Origin of the sequence: Klebsiella sp. A52 (assembly GCF_018388785.1) — a bacterium.
Taxonomy (GTDB): Bacteria; Pseudomonadota; Gammaproteobacteria; order Enterobacterales; family Enterobacteriaceae; genus Klebsiella; species Klebsiella aerogenes.
In genome coordinates, this window is the sequence record NZ_CP074437.1 from 3,623,796 (window position 1) to 3,642,246 (window position 18,451).

General features: G+C 55.4%; 17 protein-coding genes. 12 read left to right on the plus strand and 5 right to left on the minus strand.

Annotated features, from left to right (window positions below; all coding sequences use genetic code 11):
- Positions 1-9 precede the first annotated feature (9 nt).
- The 6 genes from astA to KGA69_RS17105 all read left to right on the plus strand — a co-directional run bounded on the left by astA (position 10) and on the right by KGA69_RS17105 (position 7,207).
- Positions 10-1,032, plus strand: coding sequence for an arginine N-succinyltransferase (astA, locus tag KGA69_RS17080; RefSeq protein WP_161801935.1), 1,023 nt, complete (start codon positions 10-12; stop codon positions 1,030-1,032).
- Positions 1,023-2,489, plus strand: a complete 1,467-nt coding sequence (gene astD, locus KGA69_RS17085) for a succinylglutamate-semialdehyde dehydrogenase (protein WP_049060835.1) — start codon at positions 1,023-1,025, stop codon at positions 2,487-2,489. The genes astA and astD overlap by 10 nt, the downstream gene beginning before the upstream one ends.
- A gap of 22 nt (positions 2,490-2,511) precedes the next feature.
- Entirely contained in the window at positions 2,512-3,852 is a 1,341-nt protein-coding gene (astB, locus tag KGA69_RS17090; RefSeq protein WP_045393918.1) for an N-succinylarginine dihydrolase, read from the plus strand.
- Between the two features lie 10 nt (positions 3,853-3,862).
- Positions 3,863-4,858 (plus strand): succinylglutamate desuccinylase, encoded by a 996-nt coding sequence (gene astE, locus KGA69_RS17095; protein WP_213292505.1) that lies wholly within the window; start codon positions 3,863-3,865, stop codon positions 4,856-4,858.
- A 10-nt stretch (positions 4,859-4,868) separates the two neighbouring features.
- Positions 4,869-6,305: an amino acid permease gene (locus KGA69_RS17100; protein WP_045393922.1), complete on the plus strand. Its 1,437-nt coding sequence runs from the start codon at positions 4,869-4,871 to the stop codon at positions 6,303-6,305.
- Positions 6,306-6,415: 110 nt separating this feature from the next.
- Positions 6,416-7,207: a YdcF family protein gene (locus KGA69_RS17105; RefSeq protein ID WP_047079077.1), complete on the plus strand. Its 792-nt coding sequence runs from the start codon at positions 6,416-6,418 to the stop codon at positions 7,205-7,207.
- 41 nt (positions 7,208-7,248) lie between these two features.
- Here the strand turns inward: KGA69_RS17105 and gap are convergent, their stop codons facing one another.
- Positions 7,249-8,247, minus strand: coding sequence for a type I glyceraldehyde-3-phosphate dehydrogenase (gene gap, locus KGA69_RS17110; RefSeq protein WP_063447833.1), 999 nt, complete (start codon positions 8,245-8,247; stop codon positions 7,249-7,251).
- A gap of 500 nt (positions 8,248-8,747) precedes the next feature.
- On the opposite strand from gap, the gene KGA69_RS17115 reads away from it, so the two are divergent.
- The 6 genes from KGA69_RS17115 (at position 8,748) to KGA69_RS17140 (ending at position 14,003) form a co-directional block, all read left to right on the plus strand.
- The gene (locus tag KGA69_RS17115) at positions 8,748-9,650 is read left to right on the plus strand and encodes an endonuclease/exonuclease/phosphatase family protein (RefSeq protein WP_053093107.1); all 903 of its coding nucleotides are present in this window, start codon (positions 8,748-8,750) and stop codon (positions 9,648-9,650) included.
- 141 nt (positions 9,651-9,791) lie between these two features.
- On the plus strand, positions 9,792-10,319 hold the full coding sequence (gene cybB, locus KGA69_RS17120; protein WP_045393929.1) for a cytochrome b561: 528 nt from the start codon (positions 9,792-9,794) through the stop codon (positions 10,317-10,319).
- Positions 10,320-10,602: 283 nt separating this feature from the next.
- Positions 10,603-11,991 carry a 4-hydroxyphenylacetate permease gene (hpaX, locus tag KGA69_RS17125; RefSeq protein WP_047050862.1) on the plus strand — a complete coding sequence of 463 codons (1,389 nt, stop codon included), beginning with the start codon at positions 10,603-10,605 and terminating at the stop codon, positions 11,989-11,991.
- Between the two features lie 16 nt (positions 11,992-12,007).
- The gene (locus tag KGA69_RS17130; protein ID WP_045393933.1) at positions 12,008-12,481 is read left to right on the plus strand and encodes a GNAT family N-acetyltransferase; all 474 of its coding nucleotides are present in this window, start codon (positions 12,008-12,010) and stop codon (positions 12,479-12,481) included.
- 104 nt (positions 12,482-12,585) lie between these two features.
- A complete protein-coding gene (locus tag KGA69_RS17135; RefSeq protein WP_015705585.1) occupies positions 12,586-12,861 on the plus strand; it encodes a metal/formaldehyde-sensitive transcriptional repressor in 276 nt (91 codons plus the stop codon).
- Between the two features lie 23 nt (positions 12,862-12,884).
- Complete coding sequence (locus KGA69_RS17140; protein WP_213292506.1) at positions 12,885-14,003, plus strand: S-(hydroxymethyl)glutathione dehydrogenase/class III alcohol dehydrogenase; 1,119 nt, start codon at positions 12,885-12,887, stop codon at positions 14,001-14,003.
- A gap of 56 nt (positions 14,004-14,059) precedes the next feature.
- On the opposite strand, the gene KGA69_RS17145 is transcribed toward KGA69_RS17140, so the two are convergent.
- The 4 genes from KGA69_RS17145 to KGA69_RS17160 form a co-directional block, all read right to left on the minus strand.
- Positions 14,060-14,338, minus strand: a complete 279-nt coding sequence (locus KGA69_RS17145; protein WP_045393939.1) for a hypothetical protein — start codon at positions 14,336-14,338, stop codon at positions 14,060-14,062.
- A 91-nt stretch (positions 14,339-14,429) separates the two neighbouring features.
- Positions 14,430-14,699: a hypothetical protein gene (locus tag KGA69_RS17150; RefSeq protein ID WP_045393942.1), complete on the minus strand. Its 270-nt coding sequence runs from the start codon at positions 14,697-14,699 to the stop codon at positions 14,430-14,432.
- Between the two features lie 128 nt (positions 14,700-14,827).
- Positions 14,828-17,200, minus strand: coding sequence for a glucose/quinate/shikimate family membrane-bound PQQ-dependent dehydrogenase (locus tag KGA69_RS17155; RefSeq protein WP_213292507.1), 2,373 nt, complete (start codon positions 17,198-17,200; stop codon positions 14,828-14,830).
- A 299-nt stretch (positions 17,201-17,499) separates the two neighbouring features.
- Positions 17,500-18,423 (minus strand): LysR substrate-binding domain-containing protein, encoded by a 924-nt coding sequence (locus KGA69_RS17160; protein WP_045382604.1) that lies wholly within the window; start codon positions 18,421-18,423, stop codon positions 17,500-17,502.
- Positions 18,424-18,451 lie beyond the last annotated feature (28 nt).

Below are 18,451 nucleotides of genomic sequence, written 5' to 3' on the forward strand. Positions count from 1 at the left end.
CGGCCTATGATGTTATTTCGTCCCGTACGGGAAAACGACCTTGATGATATTGTCCGCCTGGCCTCCCGGGCGGGCGTGGGAATGACATCGCTGCCCAATGATGCCGTGCGCCTCGCCGCACGGATCAAACGCAGCGTAGAAACCTTTGCCGGCAAGCTGACGCGCGGCGAACAGGGGTTTCTGTTTGTTCTGGAAGATACCGAACTGAGCCGGGTTGTCGGCGTCAGCGCCATTGAGGTCGCAGTGGGGCTCGACGAACCGTTCTACAATTTTCGTATTCAAAAGACGGTACGGGCATCTAAAGAGCTTGGGGTATACAAGCATCAGGAATTGCTCAATTTAAGCTACGACCATACCGGCCATAGCGAACTCTGTACCCTGTTTCTGGACCCGGAGTACCAGAAGAACCGCAACGGCCTGCTGCTCTCCAAAGCGCGGTTTGTCTTTATTGCCGCGTTCCGCGAGTGGTTTTCGCCTCATCTGTTTGCCGAGCTGCGCGGGCGCAGCGACGAGCAGGGTAATTCGCCGTTCTGGGATGCGTTGGGGCACCACTTTTTCGACATTCCTTTCGCCGATGCCGATCGCCTCACCGGTACAGGGATGAAAACCTTTATCGCCGAACTGATGCCGGCTTACCCGATTTACATCTCGCTGCTGCCGGATGATGCCCGCGAGGTGATAGGCCAGGTTCATGCTAACACCGCGCCGGCGCGGGCTATTCTCGAAAAAGAAGGGTTTAGCTGGCGCGGGTCCGTCGACATCTTCGATGCCGGCCCGGTACTGGAAGCTGAAACCGATAATATTCGCGCTATCAGAGAGAGCTATTCGCTGCCGGCGCTGCAACTCATGACGCCGCAGGCGACGCCAACCATCGTCGCCAACGGACAGTTTGATAATTTCCGCGCGGTGCTCATCGCGCAAGAGACGCCGGGAGCGCTCGATCAGCAGGCGCTGGACGCCCTGCAGGTCAATGCCACCGACCGGGTTCACGCGGTGACACTCAATCCAGAGGAAAACAGATCATGGCGGTAAACGCACAGTTTATAGCAGGTAAGTGGCAGCAGGGCGCAGGCGCGCCGTTAACTAAGCTGGCGCCGGAAGACCAGTCCGTTTTATGGCAGGCGCAAAGTGCGGGCGCGGCCGACGTGCAGGCCGCCTGCGCCGCCGCGCGCGAGGCGTTTTATGGCTGGTCGCATCGTCCATTAAGCGAACGCATTGCCGTTGTTCAGCGTTTCGCGGCGCTGCTGGAAGAGAATAAAGAGGCGCTGGCGACGTTAATTTCCCGTGAAACCAGCAAGCCGCTGTGGGAAACCCGCACTGAAGTACAGGCGATGATCGGCAAAGCCGGGATTTCCATTGATGCCTACGCCGAACGCACCGGTTATCGCGAGTCCGCTATGCCGGATGGCAAAGCGCTGCTGCGCCATAAGCCGCACGGCGTGATGGCGGTGTTTGGCCCTTACAACTTCCCGGGGCATCTGCCGAACGGCCATATTATCCCGGCGCTGATCGCCGGTAACACCGTGGTATTTAAACCGAGCGAATTGACGCCGGCGACCGCGGAACTCACCGTTCAGCTATGGCAGCAGGCTGGGATCCCGGATGGGGTGCTAAACCTGGTGCAGGGGGCGAAAGATACCGGCCAGGCGCTGCTGGAAAATCGCGATATCGACGGCGTGCTGTTTACCGGTAGCGCCGCCGCTGGCTTCCACTTCCACCGTTACCTCGGCGGTCAGCCGGAGAAAATGTTGGCGCTTGAAATGGGCGGCAATAACTCGCTGATCGTGGCCGACGTTACCGATAGCGTTGCGGCGCTGAACGTGATTATTCAATCGGCCTTTATCTCCGCCGGGCAGCGCTGCACCTGCGCGCGTCGTTTACTGGTACCGCGCGGCGAACAGGGCGATGCGCTAGTCGAACAACTGATTGATGCCAGCCGGCAGATCCGCGCCGGTAAATGGGACGCCGAACCGCAGCCGTTTATGGGCGGGGTGATTTCGCAAAGCGCGGCGCAGGGCATGCTGGCGGCGCAGGCGAAGCTGGAAGCGCTGGGCGGCAAAGTGCTGCTGCGCATGAGCCAGCCGGACCCTCACTCTACCGTGTTAACGCCGGGGATTATCGACGTTACCGGGATTACGGTACCGGATGAAGAGTACTTCGGCCCGCTGCTTACCGTGATTCGATACGACCGGTTCGATGAGGCGATCGCGATTGCCAATAACACCCGCTACGGTCTGGCGGTCGGGCTTATTTCCGCCGACCCGGCGCTGTTCGACAAGCTGGCCGACGAAGCGCGCGCCGGGATCGTTAACTGGAACAAACCGCTCACCGGGGCCTCCAGCAAAGCGCCATTCGGCGGTGTCGGCGCCTCCGGCAACCATCGCGCCTCGGCGTGGTATGCCGCCGATTATTGCGCCTGGCCGATGGCTTCTCTGGTCAGCGAAACGCTGACGCTTCCGGCGACGACGTCGCCAGGTCTGCCATTCTGATAACCGTTTTTGTGAGGACACTATGTCTGGATTTGAAGCGAATTTTGACGGCCTGGTGGGGCCAACGCACCACTACGCCGGGTTGTCGGTAGGCAACGAAGCGTCACAAAACAACCGTGACGGTTTATCTAACCCGAAGAAGGCGGCGCTGCAGGGACTTTATAAGATGAAGACCCTGGCCGATCGTGGCTTTGTACAGGGCATTCTGCCGCCGCAGCCGCGGCCAAATATGACGATGCTGCGCAGCATTGGTTTTCAGGGCAGCGATGAGCAGGTGATCCAGCGTGCGGCCAAAGAGGCCCCGCAGTTATTATCGGCTTTTAGCTCCGCTTCCTCGATGTGGACCGCCAACGCCGCCACCGTGTCGCCGTCGGCCGATAGCGCTGATAGAAAAGTGCATTTTACGGTGGCGAACCTCAACAATAAGCTGCACCGCATGCAGGAAGCGCCGATCACCTCGGCCATCCTCAGGGCGACCTTCGCCGATGAGCGCTACTTTGCGCATCACGCGGCACTGCCGCAGCATGGCGATTTAGGTGATGAAGGGGCCGCTAACCATAACCGTTTCTGCGGGGATTATGACCGCCAGGGCGTGCAGTTTTTTGTTTACGGTAAGCGCGCCAGCGGCGGTGTTACGCCAGCAAAATACCCCGCACGCCAGACGCTGGAGGCCAGCGAAGCGGTGGCGCGTCTGCATCAGCTCGACCCGCAGTACACCGTATTCGCTCAGCAAAATCCGCAGGCTATCGACCATGGCGTATTCCACAATGATGTTATCGCCGTCAGCAACCGTCACGTACTGTTCCATCATCAACACGCCTTCCTGCAACAGCAGGAGGTGCTGGCGACGCTGAAGGAGAGAAACGCCAGTCTGAATATTCCATTTACCAGCGTTGAAGTGCCGGACGAGCAGGTTAGCCTCGATGACGCGGTGGCCTCTTATCTGTTCAACAGCCAGTTACTGAGCAAAACCGATGGCAAAATGCTGATCGTGGTGCCGGAAGAGTGTCGTCAGCGTGAAAACGTCTGGCGTTATCTCTCCGCTCTCGCCGCCGATAGCGCATCGCCTATCGATGAAGTGGCGGCATTCGATCTACGTGAAAGCATGCGCAACGGCGGCGGCCCGGCCTGTTTACGTCTGCGGGTGGTGCTTAACGATGCCGAGCGCGCGGCGGTCAACGCTCACAGTCTGATGAATGACGAACGCTACCGGCAGCTGACCGCGTGGGTTGAAAAGCATTATCGCGACCGCCTGCATGCCAGCGATCTCGCCGACCCGCAGCTACTGCGCGAGGTTTATCAGGCGCTGGACGAGCTGACGCAGATTTTACATCTGGGCGCGATTTATGACTTCCAGCGATAAGGGGCCGGGAATGGAACAAAACGTCAACGATTTACTGCATTGTAAACTGCAGACATGGACCTTTCCGCCGACTATCGAAGCCAGTTGGTTAGGCGATGGCATTCTGCAACTGCTGCCAAAAACGCCCTGGCGACAGGCGACGGTGCTTTCCGCCGGGGTGCACGGTAACGAAACCGCGCCGATTGAAATGTTGCTGCAGATCCTGCAGGGGTTAAGCCATGGCGAACAGCCGCTGACCCACGCGCTACTGGTGGTGTTCGGCAATCTGCCCGCCATTCGCGCCGGCCGTCGCTATCTGCATAACGATCTCAACCGGCTGTTTGGCGGTCGCCATCTGGCGGCGATGCCCGGTAACGAATCGCGGCGCACTTTTGAACTGGAGATGGCCGTACAGGCCTTCTTCCGTAGCGCCGATGTCCACGGCAAGGTGCCGCGCACGCATCTCGATCTGCATACCGCCATTCGCGGGTCGAAATATCGGCAGTTTGCGCTGCTGCCCGCTCATGATGGCGACTACGGCGCGGATTTTTATCAGCTGTTACAGGCCAGCGGTATGGACGCCATCGTGCGCCATACCGAACCGGGCGGCACCTTTACCCACTTCACCAGCGAGAAGTTCGGCGCGCAAAGCGCCACGCTGGAACTGGGGAAGGTGATGCCATTCGGTGAAAATGATCTGCGCTTGTTTGCCGCCACCGAACTGGCCATCGGCGCGCTGATCGCCGATGGCATCATGCCGCCGCGCAGCAAAGCGCCGGTCGAATACTTTGTGGTGCAGCAGAGCATCATCAAGAGCGAGAACGGTTTCACCCTTAATCTCGACCCGAAAATTGAAAACTTTACCGCGCTGCCGGCAGGCTATGAAATCGCCCGTCAAGCGCAGAAAACCTGGGTGGTCAATGCCGACGCCCCCTACATCCTGTTTCCGAATGCGGGCGTCGCCGCCGGTCAACGCGCCGGGCTGCTGCTGACCGCTACCGCGCCAAGCCTTTCCATGCCTGCTTGAAGGAATCAACATGACTGAACATCAACGTGAGGGGCAGGTTCATCCTGCCGCCGACGGGGAGTGCCCGTCGCAGCTCAAACGCGGCCTTGGCGCCCGGCACATTCAGATGATTGCGCTGGGCGGCGCTATCGGCACCGGACTGTTTATGGGGGCGGGCAGAAACATCGCCGTCGCCGGAACGTCCATTCTGCTTATTTATCTACTGGTAGGTTTCTTTACCTATATGGTGATGCGGGCGATGGGGGAGCTGTTGCTGACCCGCCTGGATTATCGTTCGTTTGCGGATTTCGTCGGCGATTATCTCGGCCCGCAGGCCAGCTTCTATCTGGGCTGGACCTACTGGCTTAGCTGGGTGGTGACCTGTATCGCCGACGTGGTGGTTTGCGGCAGCTATATGCAGTACTGGTTCCCGGAGATGTCGGCGTGGATGCCCGCGCTGAGTACGCTTGGCATCCTGTTCTTGTTTAATCTGTTGTCGGTAAAGATGTTCGGCGAGGCCGAGTTCTGGTTTGCGCTGATTAAAGTTATCACCATCATCGCGCTGATTTTGACCGGCGCGTGGATGATTGCTATTGGCTGGACTTCGCCGGATGGCGTGAAGGCTTCTTTAGGCCATATTACCGACCCGACGGCCTTTATGCCCCACGGCGTGACCGGTTTCTTCGCCGGTTTCCAGATAGCGATTTTCTCCTTCACCGGTATTGAGCTGCTCGGCACCATGACGGCGGAAACACGCGATCCTGAGCGCATCTTGCCGAAGGCGATTAACGCGCTGCCGCTGCGCATCATTATTTTCTATCTGCTGTCGATGGTGGTCATTATTGCCGTGGCTTCATGGCCTGGCGTCTCGCCGGATGCCAGTCCGTTCGTGACCCTGTTCGCCAAGGCCGGGCTGCCTGCCGCCGCCGCGGTAATTAACTTTGTCGCCCTAACGTCGGCCATGTCATCGGCGAACAGCGGCGTTTACTCCAGTACCCGCATGCTCTACGGCCTGTCGGTAGAAAAACATGCGCACTGGCAGTTCCGTATTCTGTCGCGTAATACCCGTATTCCGGTACGTAGCCTGCTGTTCTCCTGCTTCTGCATGCTAAGCGGCACGTTACTGCTGTTCCTGGTGCCAAACGTGATGACGTTATTTACCATTGTGTCGACGCTGGCGGCGATCATGGTGGTTTTCAGCTGGGGTATGATCCTCGTGGCATATCTGGTGTATCGTCATAAACGCCCGGACCTGCACGCGCAGTCGAAATTCAAAATGCCGGCGGGAGTGGTGATGTGCTGGCTGAGCCTGCTGTTTTTCGCCTTCTCGATCTTCATTATGATTTTCGACCCGGATACGCTGCTGGCGCTGATGGCCTCGCCGCTGTGGTTTATCGCGCTATGGTGCTTCTGGAAAGTGAAACAGAAGCGCGAAGGGCAACTGGCTTTGGATAATGTCAACGCCTGATGATACCCGGCAGCTTAAGCGTGGCTGCCGGATTTTCCTTTTCGCCTTAGCGCGGTTTATGATGTCGCCCGGTACTTCATTGATGGACCAGGACAATAGAAGGAAAGGGTATGACAGAGCATTTCCCGGCGCTTTCGCTCGAGACGTTAGCGGCGGCCAATCAGATTGGCGCCTGGTTGGCGCAGGATGATTTACCGCAGGAGCCACAGCCGAAAATTGTCGTGCTGGCCGGCAATGCGGTGATCCCGACGATTGATGCCGCCTGTCACCTGGCGGCGCAGGCGCAGGTCCCGTTGCTGATAAGCGGCGGCATTGGTCATTCGACGACCTTTTTATATAACGCTGTACGAAAGCATCCGCACTATCAGGCGCTGCAGGTAGAGGGGCGTCCGGAATCGCATATCCTGGCGGATATCGCCGAACGTTTCTGGCAAATACCGCGCGATCGCATTGTGGTGGAAGACCGTTCAACCAACTGCGGCGAAAACGCGTGGTTTACCCGCCGGTTACTGGAAGAGCGTGGGCTGGATCATACCTCTGGCGTGGTGATTCAGGATCCGACGATGCAGCGTCGGACGATGGCGACGTTTGCCCGCGTCTGGCAGGATGCTCCGGCGCCGCCGCAGTGGTGGAGCTACCCAGGTTGTTCGCCGCGGCTCGAAAATAGCGCTACTGGCCTGAGATTCAGCGGAGATGATAGTGGATTGTGGCCGGTGGGGCGTTATCTGGAACTGCTGCTTGGCGAGCTGCCGCGTTTGCTGGATAACCCGCAGGGTTATGGCCCCAACGGTAAAGATTTTATTGCCCATGTCGATTTCCCACGCGATGTTAGCGCGGCGTGGCAATGCTTGCGTGCAGATACGCTATTGAGCCAGGCGCTGAACGCCAGAACGCTGGGGTAGGGAGAAAGGCGGATAGCCGCAGCTATCCGCAGATTCTGGGATTACTTCGCGAATTTATCCAGCACGCGGACAAGCTGGGTGACAAAACCGTACTCGTTATCGTACCAGGCCACGGTTTTCACTAGCTGTACGCCGCCGGCCTCTACGATCTCCAGCTGGGTCGCATCATAGATTGAGCCGAAATGGCTGCCGATAATGTCGGAGGAGACAATTTCTTCTTCGGTGTAGCCAAAAGACTCGTTGTTCGCCGCCGCATTTTTCATGGCCTGATTAACCTCTTCCGCGGTGACTTTCTTCTCCAGCACGGACACAAGCTCAGTGACTGAGCCGGTTTTAGTCGGCACGCGCTGGGCGTGACCTTTCAGTTTCCCGCTGAGCTCCGGGATCACCAGACCGATGGCTTTTGCCGCGCCGGTGGTGTGGGGAATAACGTTCTCCGCCGCCGCTCGCGAGGCGCGCAGGTCTTTGCCACGGGGGCCGTCGACCAGCGATTGCGTACCGGTATAAGCGTGAATAGTGGTCATGGTGCCCACGGTAATGCCGAAAGCATCGTTCAGCACTTTAGCCATTGGCGCCAGACAGTTGGTGGTGCAGGATGCAACCGAAATAATGGTGTCATCCGGGCTCATGGTGTCGTCATTGACGTGATAAACGATGGTTTTCATCTCGCCGGCAGGGGCGGAAATCAGCACTTTCTTCGCGCCGGCGGTCAGGTGCGCCTGCGATTTTTCAGCCGACGTATAGAAGCCGGTACATTCAACAATCACCTCTGCGCCCGCGGCTTTCCACGGAATATGCTGGGCCTCTTTTTCCGCATAAACGGTAATTTTCTTACCATCAACGATTAGCGCATCTTCTGTAAAATCAACGCTCCATGGGAAAGGGCCGTAGTTAGAGTCATGTTTAAGCAGATAGGCTAAGACTTTCGGCGAGGTGAGATCGTTGATGGCCACGACCTCTAGCGGGCTATTTACTTCCAACAGACGACGAAGTACTAAGCGTCCAATACGACCAAATCCATTAATACCAAGTTTACTCATGGGTACTCTCCTGGTGGTGAAGTTGATACATTAAAACTATCTTCAGATAGAGTGGGGAAGGATATATCTCTTCCTTTCATTGACTTAGCTATTCACCTGCGGTGTTTCAATGGCTAAGTTATCTACCTTAAGCGTCTTCGGTCACTGTCACGTGGAGCGAGATGGTGCGAAGGAAGTATAACCCTGCCTGCTTCATCATGCGGCGTTAAATGGTAAACATTACCTACATGTCGTTACGGTATTTAGGCAGGCGTCCATCCTGCATGTACGCGTATGTGGTTGAATAATGAACATATGGCGAGAGGGTAGAGCTGACGCGGTCTGAGGCGAGTTATCCACAAACTATGCGATCTGATACTGACCCGTTTTGTGGATAACCTAAAATATTTCGGGATACTTAATTCACTCTGCGTTATAAGTTTGCGCCATACATCACGATAATCAATGTCTTCACTCGGTACCCTAATATAAGAATACTTAAATAGGGGAATAACATACCAATGAAAAAGAGCATTGCACTGACGATGGTGGCGCTGGCGTGTCTGTCGGCTAACGTTCTGGCGGCTGAGAAACTTGCGGGTAATGAAATACTTGCAGTACAAAAAGGCGGGGTGCCAGATAAAGTCTATACCCAACATCAGCCGAAATTGCGCATAGCAACCTATAATATCGGCAAGAATGAAGCTTCTGATAATGTGGCCGATTTTACGGCACTTAATTCAGCGATTAAAAAAATTAACGCCGATATTATTGCCGTCCCGGAAGTCGATAACAAAACTCAGCGCAGCCAGAAAATCGATCAGCTTAAGACGATTGCCGATGCTAACAATATGCATTATGCCTTTGGTAAAGCGTTGGATTTCGACGGTGGCGAATACGGACTGGGGCTGCTGTCAAAATACAAAATCCTGCATTCTCAGGTGGTGAAGCTGCCATCAGGCAATGCGGAACAGCGTGTGGCGCTGCTGGCGCAGGTCGACGTACCTGGCTTTGATTCCGCGCCGATTATCATGGTGACTCATCTTGACTGGCAAAAAGACCCCACCATGCGTACAGAGCAGGCTCGCTATCTGCTCGATTTGAGTATTGGCGATGCGGCGTCTGATTTTAAAGATATCGCCTCCTCAATTAAGATCCTGGCCGGCGATTTTAATTCAACCCGTGAAGAACAGCCGGTGAAAGAGATCGGTTATTTCTTTAACGAAGTGTCGAAGCAGGGGACGGATACGCGTAGCTGGCCTGCTGTTAACCCGGCTATTGATATCGACCACATTTTCACCTTCAAAGGACAAAAGTGGGATGTGAAGAAGCTGGAGATTCCGCATAACTCGGCGGAATTTAACTGGTCAGCGGCCAGCGACCATCTGCCGGTCATTGCAGAACTGCAGCTCACCGAGCAGTAACATTGCCCAGGGCTCTTTGCAAAAGAGCCCTATGATCTTCAATTCGCGCCAACGCTGTTGTTTAATCCTCGGTAAAGGTTAATGAAAATTTAAGGGAAGGCGGTTATGTTAACAACATCACACTTCCATTAAGGTTTGTTCATGCGCGATAAATATTCTGGCCTGCAGATAGGAATACACTGGCTGGTCTTTTTACTGGTTGTCGTCGCCTACGCGGCGATGGAACTGCGCGGCTTCTTTCCGCGCAGCGACCGTCCGGTGATAAACATGATCCACGTCTCCTGCGGTATTTCCATTTTTGTCCTGATGATCGCACGCCTGCTGGTGCGCCTGAAGTCTCCGGCGCCGCCGATTGTTCCTAAACCCTCGCCGATGATGACCGGTTTCGCCCATCTTGGCCATCTGGTGATATATCTGCTGTTTATCGCGCTACCGGCGATTGGCATGGTAATGATGTATTACCGCGGTAACCCGTGGTTTGCTTTCGGCCTGACGATGCCCTTTGCGGCGCAAAGCAACTTCGCTTTGGTCAACACCCTGAAGGAACTGCACGGCGTACTGGCAAATATCGGCTATTTCGTCATTGGCCTGCACGCGCTGGCGGCTCTGCTGCATCACTATTTATGGAAAGATAATACGCTGCTGCGCATGATGCCGCGTAAGCGCTGAATTCCCGCTTATCACGACTGAACCCGCCGGCCGGCGGGTTTTTTGTTTCCATCACTCGCCAATAAATGATTCGCGAAATGTTACTTATGCTGCAAATTTGTATCAATTATGTAAATAAAAATGTCTAAACGAAACGAAAGGTTCTATAAGAATCTCAGTGCGGTGGATTGAATCTAGCCGGGAGGTCGTCGAAACGATACCCTGGCACGTTCAGCGGTATCCGCAGCGTCATTGGCTAAAACGCCTGCATTTTCAATACCGATGAGCAAAAGGAAACCCTGACATGACCGATAATATACCGGCCACTTCTCCGCCTGTCGCCGATGCCGATGCCGGTGGCGCTGAACGCCTGAGCCCGCGCGAGCAGGTGGTGATCAATAAATTGTTCCGGCGCTTGATCCCTTTTCTGTTTCTGCTTTTTATCTTTTCGTTTCTTGACCGTATCAATATTGGCTTTGCCGGGCTCACGATGAGCCAGGATTTGGGGCTGAGTAGCACCATGTTCGGCCTCGCGACGACGTTGTTCTACGCGATGTATGTCATCTTTGGTATTCCCAGTAACATCATGCTGGGGATCGTTGGCGCCCGTCGCTGGATTGCCAGCATTATGGTGGTTTGGGGGATTGCATCGACAGCGACCATGTTTGCGACCGGGCCGAATAGCCTGTATCTGCTGCGCATGCTGGTGGGGATTGCCGAAGCCGGTTTTCTTCCGGGGCTTCTGCTCTACTTAACCTACTGGTTTCCGGCCTACTACCGGGCGCGCGCCAATGCGTTGTTTATGATTGCTATGCCGGTGACGATGGCGCTGGGCTCGCTGGTCTCCGGCTATATTCTCAGTATGGATGGTATGCTGGCGCTTAAAGGCTGGCAGTGGTTGTTCCTGCTGGAAGGATTCCCATCGGTGCTGTTGGGGGCGGTGGTCTGGTTCTATCTCGATGATAGCCCGAAAAAGGCCAAATGGCTGAGCGATGAAGACAAACGTTGCCTTAACGAGATGATGGAAAAGGACAAACTACGACTAGTGCAACCGAACGGTAGCGCCAGTCTGAGCGCGCTGCAGCAGGGGAAAGGCAGCCTCTGGCGCGACGTCTTCACCCCGGTGGTGTTGATGTATACGCTGGCCTATTTCTTTCTCTGTAATACTTTAAGCGCGCTTAGCGTCTGGACGCCTCTCATTCTCAAAAGCTTTAACCAGGGCAGCAGCAATATCGCCATTGGCCTGCTCAGCGCCGTACCGCATATTTGTACCATTATGGCGATGATCTGGTGGAGCAAACGTTCTGACCGCTTACAGGAACGTAAGCTGCACACGTTATTGCCCTACCTGTTTGCCGCCGCGGGCTGGATGCTGGCGGCGCACGGGTCAAATAGCATCATGCAACTGTTGGGGGTGATTATGGCCTCGGCGGGTGCCTATGCGGCGATGGTGATTTTCTGGACCACGCCGGATCAATCCATCAGCCTGCGCTCGCGAGCGATCGGCATTGCGGTGATTAACGCGACAGGTAATATGGGATCGGCCATGAGTCCGTTATTATTCGGCTGGCTGAAGGATTTAACCGGTAGCTTCAACGCCGGATTTTACCTCGTTGCCGGGTTCCTGGTTTTGGGGGCGCTGGTGGTATCGCGCATCCCGATGAAGGCCAGCCGTCCACGAGCGACGCCATAAAAAAACAGGAGTAGCGATGAGAGTGAGACGCGCGGTACCCGATGAAGCCCCTGCGTTGTGGAATATCCGTAATCAGGCGATTCGCCATGGCTGTCGTCAAAGCTATGGCGCTGAAGTGATTCACGCCTGGACGCCGGAACAGATGCCCGAAGGGTATCGTCACGCCGTTGCCGATAATCCGTTTTATATCGTGGAAAATAGGCTGGGCCAACCCGTCGCTACCGGCTATCTCGATATTGAGTCCTTAAGCGTGGAAGCGATCTTTACGCTGCCGGAGTGGGGCGGGCAGGGATGCGCGGATTTGATCATGAGGGCGGTTATTGCCGAAGCTCGCCGACGGGGGCTCGAAACCATTACGCTTGAGGCGACCCCCAATGCGGCGGGCTTTTATCTACGCCATGGCTTTGTTTCACATGGTGAAAAGAGTCATTATTCGAAAATGGCCAACGCCGAGCTACGCTGTATAGCCATGAGCCTCACTCTCGATTAACGGTAAACTTGCGCCGCTATGCTATGGTTGTTAGCGGCGTTTCAATTTGCCACTTTAGCTAAATAAATATAGTATACCCCCCTATATGATATGGAGGGCCTCTCGTGCCACATTCACCAGAAGACAAGAAGCGTGCGCTTAGCCGCGTACGCCGTATTCGCGGGCAGGTTGAAGCGCTGGAACGTGCGCTGGAGTCCGGCGAACCCTGCATGACTATCCTGCAACAGATTGCCTCCATTCGCGGCGCCGCCAACGGTTTGATGGGCGAGCTGGTGGAGATGCATCTGCAGGATGAACTGGTTAGCGGCGATACTACCCCGGACCAACGCGCCGCCCGCATGGCGGAAGTCGGTCACCTGCTACGATCCTATTTAAAGTAAAATCACGACGAGGAATGGACAGTATGAAATCACGTGCAGCAGTTGCCTTTGGCCCCGGCCAGCCGTTAAAAATCGTGGAGATTGACGTCGCGCCGCCAAAGAAAGGCGAAGTCCTGGTCAAAATCACCCACACCGGTGTTTGCCACACCGATGCTTTTACTCTCTCTGGCGACGACCCGGAAGGCGTGTTCCCGGCGGTTTTGGGCCATGAAGGCGGCGGTATCGTCGTTGAAGTCGGCGAGGGCGTGACCAGCCTGAAACCTGGCGATCACGTTATTCCGCTGTATACCGCCGAGTGCGGCGAATGTAAATTCTGCAAGTCTGGCAAAACTAACCTCTGCCAGGCGGTCCGCGCCACCCAAGGGAAAGGTCTGATGCCGGATGGCACTACGCGATTCTCCTATAACGGCGAGCCGATTTATCACTATATGGGCACCAGCACCTTCAGCGAATACACCGTCTGCGCCGAGATTTCGCTGGCAAAAGTAAACCCGCAGGCGCCGCTGGAAAAAGTATGTCTGTTGGGCTGCGGCGTCACCACCGGTATCGGCGCGGTACATAACACGGCGAAGGTGAAAGAGGGCGACAGCGTCGCGGTGTTCGGGCTGGGCGGTATTGGCCTGGCGGTGATTCAGGGAGCGGTGCAGGCGAAGGCCGGACGCATTCTGGCGGTCGACACTAATCCGGATAAATTTAACCTCGCCAAAGAGATGGGCGCCACCGACTTTATCAACCCGAACGACTACGATAAACCGATTCAGGACGTGATTGTCGAGCTAACCGATGGCGGCGTTGATTTCAGTTTTGAATGTATCGGTAACGTCAACGTTATGCGCGCGGCGCTGGAGTGCTGTCATAAAGGTTGGGGTGAGAGCGTTATCATTGGCGTTGCCGGAGCGGGTCAGGAAATTAAAACTCGTCCGTTCCAGTTGGTCACCGGCCGAGTATGGCGTGGTTCCGCCTTCGGCGGCGTGAAAGGGCGTAGCCAGCTGCCGGGGATGGTTGAAGACGCGATGGCGGGTAAGATTCGCCTCGATCCGTTTATCACCCACCGGTTACCGCTCGACCAGATCAACGAAGCCTTCGATCTGATGCATGAAGGTAAATCGATTCGTACGGTTATTCACTTCGGTGATAACTAAGTATCACCGATAGCGAAACCCGGGCCATTTATCGCCCGGGTTGACTTCTGGCTGTGTTAATACTTGCGCCAGTGCTCATAGCCCGATTGCCAACGTCGTTGCTCTCGCCGTTCTCTTTCGCGTTGAATATCTGACTTTTGATCCTCCCAGACTGGACAATCCGGACCGCTTGCCACTTCGCAGGGGGCAGAGATTTCGTTTAGCGGATTGACCTTTTTTTCTTCCCACAGCGTCGGGTCGCGTAAATCCACTTCTGGCGCTTTCAGCGCCTGGGCTGAGGTGGTTGCGGCTAATAAGAGTGCGCCGATCGGCAGGTGATGGAAGGCTCCTTTCATCTTTTATCCTTGTTATGTTGTTATTGATAACTGTTCGCAATAATAACATAACGCAATAAAACATTCTAAAATCGCAGCCTGTCGAAGAAACTTATAGTGCTGACTCAGGGATTATATTGATCTTAAATTCTCCCGGCATGGTTGATATCGCTTCTACGGTTAAACCGTTTTTATCGGTTCTGCCCTTAAATACTCTACCGTCTGGTGTGGTGATTTGGTAAGGGAGATAGGGCAGCGGCATACCCGTACGCGGATTCTTCAACACAAAGTCGTGGCGATAAAGTTGTGGTGGTTCCTTGTTGGCGCATCCCGTTAGTAACGCAGCCAAAAGCAGCGCGCTTGAGCCTTTCATCAAAGCCATAATGGCTTCCTCCCTGTTTATTCTGCCTGAGAAATGAGGTTCCATAGTAACAAAAGCCTGAAGATCGGCGCCTAAATGGAATCTGAAACCGGAGAGATAAAGAAAGGCCCCTGAACGGGGCCCTGGTTTTATTTTTGATCGGGTAAAGCGTAAGCGATGATGTAATCGCCGCGATCGGGAGACTGACGCGCGCCGCCGGCGTTGATAATGATGTATTGCTTACCGGTTTTCGGTGAAACGTAGGTCATTGGGCCGGATTGGCTGCCCACCGGCAGGCGAGATTTCCAAATCTCTTTGCCGTTGGCGGTATCAAAGGCGCGCAGATAGAAATCCTGGGTGCCGGCGAAGAACAGCAGGCCAGACTGGGTAGAAAGCGAAGCTCCCAGCGTTGGCATGCCGATAGGGATCGGCATATGCATGCGGATACCCAACGGACCGGTATCTTCTACCGTACCTACCGGAACCTGCCAGACCAGCTTACCGCTTTTCAGATCGACCGCCGACATGGTGCCGAACGGCGGCTTCTGGCAGGGGATACCCAACGGCGACAGGAAACGCTCACGCATTGCGCCATACGGCGTACCTTCCATCGGTACGATACCCATTTCGATACCGCTGGCATCTTTGGCCACTTTCGCTCGCGGCACCATGTAGTTAGCCAGTCCAAGACGCATGTCGTTGACGAACATCAGGCCGTTATTCGGATCAACCGACACGCTGCCCCAGTTCATCCCGCCAAGCGAGCCCGGATATTGCAAGGATCGGTCCTCACCCGGCGGAGTAAAGACCCCCTGATGGCGCATCTCTTTGAACTGAATACGGCACAGCAGCAGGTCAACCGGGGTGGCGCCCCACATATCCGATTCTTTCAACGTTTCGTTGCCGATCATCGGCATGCCGACGGAGTACGGTTGCGTCGGCGAGTAGCGTTCACCTTTAACGTTACCAGCCGGGACCGGACGTTCTTCCACTTTAGCGACCGGTTCGCCCGTCGCGCGGTTAAGCATAAAGATCATGCCCTGCTTGCTGGTTTGCACCAGTACCGGCGTCGTACCGCCTTTACCGTCCGGCAGATCGTACAGCAGCGGTTGCGAAGGCAGATCGAAATCCCACAGATCGTGATGGGTAGTCTGGAAATGCCAGCGTACTTTACCGGTGGTCGCATCGACCGCAACGATAGAGGAACTGTATTTATCATCCAGCGCCGTACGTTCGCCGCCGAAGAAGTCTGGCGTGGCGTTACCGGTTGGCAGATAAATAAGATTCAGTTTGGCATCATAGGACATCGCGGACCAGACATTCGGCGTCCCGCGCGTGTAGGTCTGTCCTTCCGGCGGCACGCCGGTCAGTTGCGGATTGCCCGGATCCCAGGCCCAGGCCAGTTTACCGGTATGCACGTCAAAAGCGCGAACCACGCCCGGCGGTTCACCGGTGGAGTAGTTATCCGCTATACGACCACCAACGACAACAAGGTTACCGGCAACCAGCGGGGTAGAGGTCTGCTGATAATAACCGGGTTTGATTTCCCCCATGCCGACGCTGAGATCGACGGTACCGTGTTCACCAAATGCTTCACAGGCTTTACCGGTATCGGCATCGATTGCGATCAGACGCGCATCGGTAGTTGGCAGGAACAGGCGGCGGGCGCAGGCGGCAGGCTGGGTCCCGGCAACGGCATTAGCCTGTGCCTGGCTATCTTCGTAGTAGCCTAAACCGCGGCAACGTTGCCAGTTCGGCGCCGTCGCTTTTGAGTCGTAGCGCCATTTCTCTTTGCCGCTATCGACATCCAGCGCCAGGACTTTGCTATATGGCGTACAAACATAGAGAGTATCGCCAATCTGCAGCGGCGTATTCTGGTCTTCCGCGCCGGAACCGTTACTCTGCGGAATATCGCCGGTATGGGCAATCCAGGCAACCTGTAGCTGGTTGATATTGTTTTTATTGATCTGATCCAACGCGGCGAAGCGGTCGCCGTGAGTGGTATTACCCCAGTGCTCCCAGTTTTTTTGTTCTTCACCCGGTTGTACCGGTTTTACCGGCACGGGTTCGCTGGCGCTGACCAGCGGCTGGGATTTGAACATCCAGCCAAAGCTGACCAGCAGTACCACGGCCAGCACGCCCGCGAGGGTGAAGGCCGCGCCTTTTTTGGCCGGTGCGCTGGAAAGGAAAGGCCAAACAATAGCGCACAGAAAAGCCAGAACGCCAAGCGCGAACAGGCGTGAGAACAGCGGCCAGTAGGTCCAGCCGGCGTCGCTGATAGCCCAAACAATGGAAGCTGCGAAGGCGACGGCATAAAGAATGATGCCGCCGCGACGATTGCGGAAAATAAGCAGGGAGGCGATAACCATCACCAGCCCCATAATGGCGAAATACCAGGTGCCGCCGACGTTTGCCAGTTTGGCGCCTAAAATACCGATTGCCAGACCGATGATTAACATCAGTCCGGCGAGTAGCCACTGCAGGATCCGGGGGAATCCGCGCGGCACGTTGCCCGTAGCCATGTTGTCTCCTTTTACCACCCCTTGCCAGGTGTGTACCAAATGAATCAAGTGCAAATGGAAATTGCTTTTGAGTGAAGCTCCATAAAGCTTCATAAAGGTGATTTCAAAAGATGAATTCATTTCACATGAACCAAATGGTGAAATCATGGCTATGATAAATCTGTTAATGAAATGAGCGCAAATGTTAATGAATGATTTCGCACTAATTGATTAGCACGATGTATATATTAAGGGGCAGAAGAATGAACGTAGCGGTACGTTACCCCGTTGTATTCGCTCGGGGTAACGACCATGAATAATCAGGCAGGCATGGATTTGCGTATCGCGCTGAGTAGAGTTTGCGCCCCCTGCGACAAGCTGGCGTCCACTCGGGTAAGAATACCGATCGGCTCGCCGGCGCCTTCGGTGGCGATAGGTAATGAGGTTAACAAACCGCGACGCAGGTCGTCTTTCACCGCGCCGGAAGGGACGAACCAGACATAGTCATAATCGACGGTGAGCTGGCGTGAAAGCGAGGCCGACAGCGTTTCAATACAGCCGGGGGGAATTTTACAGCCCTGGCTTTGCAGCAGCGTTTCCGCATTCTGCCGCGGAATGGTCCCTTTTGGTGAGACCACCACCGGCCATTCCATCACCCGGCTGAGCGTTACCGTCTCCTGCAGCAGCGGGTGGCCGGGGCGGACGACCAGTTTTAGCGATTCAAGAAACAGCAGTTCATAGTTGAGGCCACTCATCAGTTCCGGATCGGACATGCGCCCAATACCAATATCGACATCGCCGGATTTCAGCCCCGCCAGCAGCATGGTGTTATTCATGGTGGCGACCTGTAAGGTGATGTCTTTTTGCTGTTTGTGAAATTGACCAATCACCGTAGGCAAAATACCGAGCGCTGCGGTTGGCAGGGCGCCAATCCTAACCACATCGCTATTCATGCCTTCTTTACGATTGAGAGCCTGGCCTGCGGTATTGAGAGCATCCAGCACCTTGACCGCATGGGTTAGAAACTGTTCGCCAACCAGCGTCAACTGCGCGCCAAGCCGCCCGCGCTCAAAAAGCCGGGTACCGGTCAACTGCTCAAGCTCGTTGAGGGTTTTTGATAGCGCAGGTTGGCTAAGATTCAGGGTTTCTGCCGCCCGCCCCAGGGTTCCCTGTTGTGCGACGGCGACGAAAGTATGTAAATGGCGCAAGCGAATGCGCTGACTGAAGAGACCATTTTTTTCCATAATCGATGTTAAAAACAGAGCTGTCTCG

What these genes read in the sequence shown, in the direction of transcription:
- astA (WP_161801935.1), top strand. Translation starts at nt 10, where the DNA reads ATGTTATTTCGTCCCGTACGGGAAAACGACCTTGATGATATTGTCCGC.
- astD (WP_049060835.1), top strand. Translation starts at nt 1,023, where the DNA reads ATGGCGGTAAACGCACAGTTTATAGCAGGTAAGTGGCAGCAGGGCGCA.
- astB (WP_045393918.1), top strand. Translation starts at nt 2,512, where the DNA reads ATGTCTGGATTTGAAGCGAATTTTGACGGCCTGGTGGGGCCAACGCAC.
- astE (WP_213292505.1), top strand. Translation starts at nt 3,863, where the DNA reads ATGGAACAAAACGTCAACGATTTACTGCATTGTAAACTGCAGACATGG.
- KGA69_RS17100 (WP_045393922.1), top strand. Translation starts at nt 4,869, where the DNA reads ATGACTGAACATCAACGTGAGGGGCAGGTTCATCCTGCCGCCGACGGG.
- KGA69_RS17105 (WP_047079077.1), top strand. Translation starts at nt 6,416, where the DNA reads ATGACAGAGCATTTCCCGGCGCTTTCGCTCGAGACGTTAGCGGCGGCC.
- gap (WP_063447833.1), bottom strand. Translation starts at nt 8,247, where the DNA reads ATGAGTAAACTTGGTATTAATGGATTTGGTCGTATTGGACGCTTAGTA.
- KGA69_RS17115 (WP_053093107.1), top strand. Translation starts at nt 8,748, where the DNA reads ATGAAAAAGAGCATTGCACTGACGATGGTGGCGCTGGCGTGTCTGTCG.
- cybB (WP_045393929.1), top strand. Translation starts at nt 9,792, where the DNA reads ATGCGCGATAAATATTCTGGCCTGCAGATAGGAATACACTGGCTGGTC.
- hpaX (WP_047050862.1), top strand. Translation starts at nt 10,603, where the DNA reads ATGACCGATAATATACCGGCCACTTCTCCGCCTGTCGCCGATGCCGAT.
- KGA69_RS17130 (WP_045393933.1), top strand. Translation starts at nt 12,008, where the DNA reads ATGAGAGTGAGACGCGCGGTACCCGATGAAGCCCCTGCGTTGTGGAAT.
- KGA69_RS17140 (WP_213292506.1), top strand. Translation starts at nt 12,885, where the DNA reads ATGAAATCACGTGCAGCAGTTGCCTTTGGCCCCGGCCAGCCGTTAAAA.
- KGA69_RS17145 (WP_045393939.1), bottom strand. Translation starts at nt 14,338, where the DNA reads ATGAAAGGAGCCTTCCATCACCTGCCGATCGGCGCACTCTTATTAGCC.
- KGA69_RS17150 (WP_045393942.1), bottom strand. Translation starts at nt 14,699, where the DNA reads ATGGCTTTGATGAAAGGCTCAAGCGCGCTGCTTTTGGCTGCGTTACTA.
- KGA69_RS17155 (WP_213292507.1), bottom strand. Translation starts at nt 17,200, where the DNA reads ATGGCTACGGGCAACGTGCCGCGCGGATTCCCCCGGATCCTGCAGTGG.
- KGA69_RS17160 (WP_045382604.1), bottom strand. Translation starts at nt 18,423, where the DNA reads ATGGAAAAAAATGGTCTCTTCAGTCAGCGCATTCGCTTGCGCCATTTA.